Below are 3,654 nucleotides of genomic sequence, written 5' to 3' on the forward strand. Positions count from 1 at the left end.
CGCCCCCGCCGGTCATGCCCAGCTCCGCCTCGCGGCGGGTGCGTCCCGAACCCCAGGTGGACACCTCGCCGGTGGAGACGACCACGACGAGGTCGTCGAGGTCGGCGTCCACCTCGCCCCAGTCGGGGGCGGTGGGCTGGGTCGGCACCTGCGGGGTCGGCAGCGCCTTAATGGTGGCCGGCTGCGGTGCGGACTGCGGCGCGGAGACGCCGGTGACGGCGTTCTCGCGCAGCGCCACCAGGTCGATGTCGTCGCCCAGACCACCGGTCAGGTCCGCCGCCACCGGGGCGGTAGTGGCCTGCTCGCGCACCTGCGGGTCGCACAGGGCCACCAGTTCCCGGGCGATCTCCGGGGTGGACCAGGTGCGCACCCCGGCGGCCTCCACGGCCGCGACCAGCGGGTCATTGCCGCCCATGAGGCCGGTGCCGCGCACCCAGCCGATACGCGGGTGGGCCAGCGTGACGCGCCCGGACCAGTTCTTCTCCGCGCTCCAGCGGTTGACGATGGCGTCCAGCGCGGACTTGACCTCGCCGTAGGCGCCGTCGCCGCCGAAGGTTCCGCGGTTGGGGGAACCGGGCAGGACGACGTGCAGGCGGTGGTCGACGTGAGTGTCGGTGCCGATGGCGGACAGGGCCGCGATGGTGCGCTCCACGCTCCACAGCAGCAGCCGGGTCTGAGACTCGGCGGCCGGGCCGGCGTCGGCCAGGGTGCCGACCACGCGCGGCGCCGCGAAGGGGAACAGCAGGGTGGGAACCAGGGCCTCCTTGACCAGCTGGGTGGTCCCGCCGGAGGTCACCGTCTGGTCGTTGCCGATCCAGTCGGCCAGGGCGTCCACGTCACGGTAGGAGGCCAGGTTGGCGGGGACCATCCACAGGCGGGCACCGAAGGAGGCGTGCTCCTGGTACAGCTTCGTGGCGAAGGCCAGCCGCTCGTGGGTCAGCCGCGAGCTGGTCGCCACGACGGTGGCCCCGCCGGCGAGCAGCTCACCGACGACCGCCGCGGCGATCGAACTGGGTGCGAGGCCGGTGACGACGGCGACGTCGCCGGCCCAGCGCACCGAGGCGGCGCCCGCGGTGGGAGCCTGGGCGGCCGCCGCGGCAATCGCCTCGGCGATGTCGGCGCGCTCGGCCGACTCGGGGATCCCAGCGGCCTGGGCGGCACGCAGCTGGCGGGCCCACCAGGCGGCCTGGTCGGCGACCGCCGTGCCCAGGCCGACGAAGCGCTCCAGCGTCAGCAGGTGACGGGCCTGCGGCAGCGGCAGGTCGCCGTTGCCGAGTCGGGCCAGATCGTCGCGGGCGGTGGCCCAGCGGTCGTCGATGAGGACGGCGCGGTCGGCGGAGAAGGCCGGGGTCACGGACTTGACCCAGCCGGTGCCGAGCTCGGCGTCGATGGCCTCAATGGCGGCGCGGGTAGCGGCCGCCTCGTCGCCGGCATCGGCCGGGACGGTCTGTTTGGCGGACAGCCCGAGGGCATCCAGCAGGGTGCGTGCCGTGGTGGCCAGCACCCCGTCGGCGCCGGTGACCTGCTCGGCGAAGGCGTCGAGGGCGGCGGAGTCGACCACCGCTCCCCCGGCACCACCGGCGCTGGGCATGGCCACGGTGACGCCGTGGTCGGCGGCGACGGCCTGCACCGCGGCGTCGATGAGCTTGTCCACGGCGCTGGCGGACGTGAGCGGGGCGGACGAACCGAGCGTGGCCAGGTCCTCGCCGCGCATGGAGGCACCCTCCCGGGTCCCCAGGAACAGCTCCGCGGTCACGTGGGCGACCCAGCCATCACCCAAGCCCCAGGTGCCGGTCACGCGATCGGCAATGCGATTGGCACGCACCCCGGACGGGCCGAGGATGCGTCCCAGTCCGGTGCGAGTGGCATCGGCGAGCACCGGCCCGAAGGGCTTGTAGCCGGGAGCGCCCTTGGCGACGATGCCGGCCAGCGTGGTCATGTCGGCGTCGGCGGCGCCGTCAATGCTGGCCAACTGCAGTTCGGTGCCCAGGTCCATGAGCAGCTGGTTGCGGCGCGAGGACACGCCGTTGGTGAGTGTCTCGGTGGTATCGGTGGCGCCGATCTGCTCGGGACGGATGCGGGCGGCGTGCGCCAGCAGCACCGTGAGGGCGTCGGTGGCGCCGAAGGACAGGTCCGCGACCGGACCGGACGCGGCCGGGGCGCTCGCCACGGGTGCGGCGGGCGCGGCCTCAGCCGGAGTTGGGACCGCGGGTGTCTGCGCCGCCGGGGCGGGTGCGGCCGCGGCGTCTTCCGCGGCAGGCAGCTCGAAGGATTCCTCCTCCAGCTCCACCGCCGGGTCGGTGTCGGTGGCCAGTACGCGCGACTCGTCGCGGCGGGCGTTGTGCACCACCACGTGGCGTCCGGCGTGCTGCGGCAGCGCCAGCGTGCGGGAGGCCAGATTGGCCAGCGTCGGGGATGCGGCCAGGCCGACCTCGACGATGTGCTCCACGCCCAGGCCGCCCTGCTCGGGGCTGGACAGCAGCACGTCCTGCGTCTCAATCCAGCGGACCGGGGAGGCGAACTGCCAGGCGAGCAGCTCGACCAGCAGCTGGCGGCCCAGCTCGGTGGGCTGGCCGGCCCACCGCTCCCAGTCGTTCAGGATCTCGCGGACCGGCTCGGAGGGGACGACGTCGAGGATGGCGCGGGCGAAGTCCTCGCTCAGCTCGAAGGGGCGGGCCACCAGGTTGGGCACGTAGCGGCCCACCAGGCGGGTCACGTCCAGGTCCATGGGGATGAGCGAGAGCAGCCGCTCGCGGAACTCGGGCACGCCCGGGCGCAGCACCTCGGAGTGGAAGGGCACGTCAATGCCGGGGACGTACATGAAGGGGTTCTTCCCGCCCCGGGCGGCGGCCTTGGCGCGGGCGTCGGCGGCCAGGGCCTCGAGTCCCTTGATGGTGCCCGCCACGGCGTACTGGACGCCGGCGAGGTTGTAGTTGACGATCTGCAGGAACTCCCCGCTGGACTCGCAGACCTCGCGGATGTAGTCCTCGACCTCGTTGGCGCCAATGCCCGCCTGGTTCGGGCGCAGGGCACCCATGCGGTAGTTGGAGGCGCCGACCTCGTCGCGCGGGACCAGGGAGTGCATGGTGGATCCGCGCTGGAAGACAATCGAGATGGTCGTCTCCACCGACATGACCCGCCCGTAGGCGCTCAGGGCGGTGTATTCGCCCAGCGAGTGGCCGGCGAAGGCGGCGGACTCCACAAGGGCGCCGGCCTCGGCCATGCGGGCGGTGGTGGCCATGGCCACTGTGGCCAGGGCGACCTGGGTGAACTGGGTGAGGTTGAGCAGTCCCTCGGGGTGCCGGTAGGTGACGCCGCGGGCGGTCATCTCCGTGGGATTGTCGCGGACCAGCGCGATGACGGAGAAGCCGAGCTCGGCGCGGGTGTGGGCGTCGGCCCGCTCCCAGACCTCACGGGCGGCCTTGGAGATGCGCATCTCGTCCAGGCCCATGCCACGGGCCTGGATGCCCTGGCCGGGGTAAACGTATGCGGTGGGCTCCGGCTCGGTCACGGCGGTGCCGCGGGAGACAACCTCATCGCCAACCCGGCAGGTGACCTCGAGAACCAGGCCGCCGCCGACCACCAGGCCGGTGCGCTCCACGCTGATCTCAACCCGGTCACCCAGCTCGACGGTGCCGAGCATGGTGTAGGTCC

At 73.3% G+C, this 3,654-nt stretch carries 1 protein-coding gene; it reads right to left on the reverse strand.

What is annotated here, in order from left to right; translation table 11 throughout:
• Positions 1 to 3,654 (reverse strand): acyltransferase domain-containing protein (locus RWX45_RS01535; RefSeq protein ID WP_316022029.1); only part of this gene is annotated, 3,654 nt, incomplete at both ends.

The organism is Actinomyces sp. MRS3W (assembly GCF_032465695.1).
Taxonomy (GTDB): Bacteria; Actinomycetota; Actinomycetes; order Actinomycetales; family Actinomycetaceae; genus Actinomyces.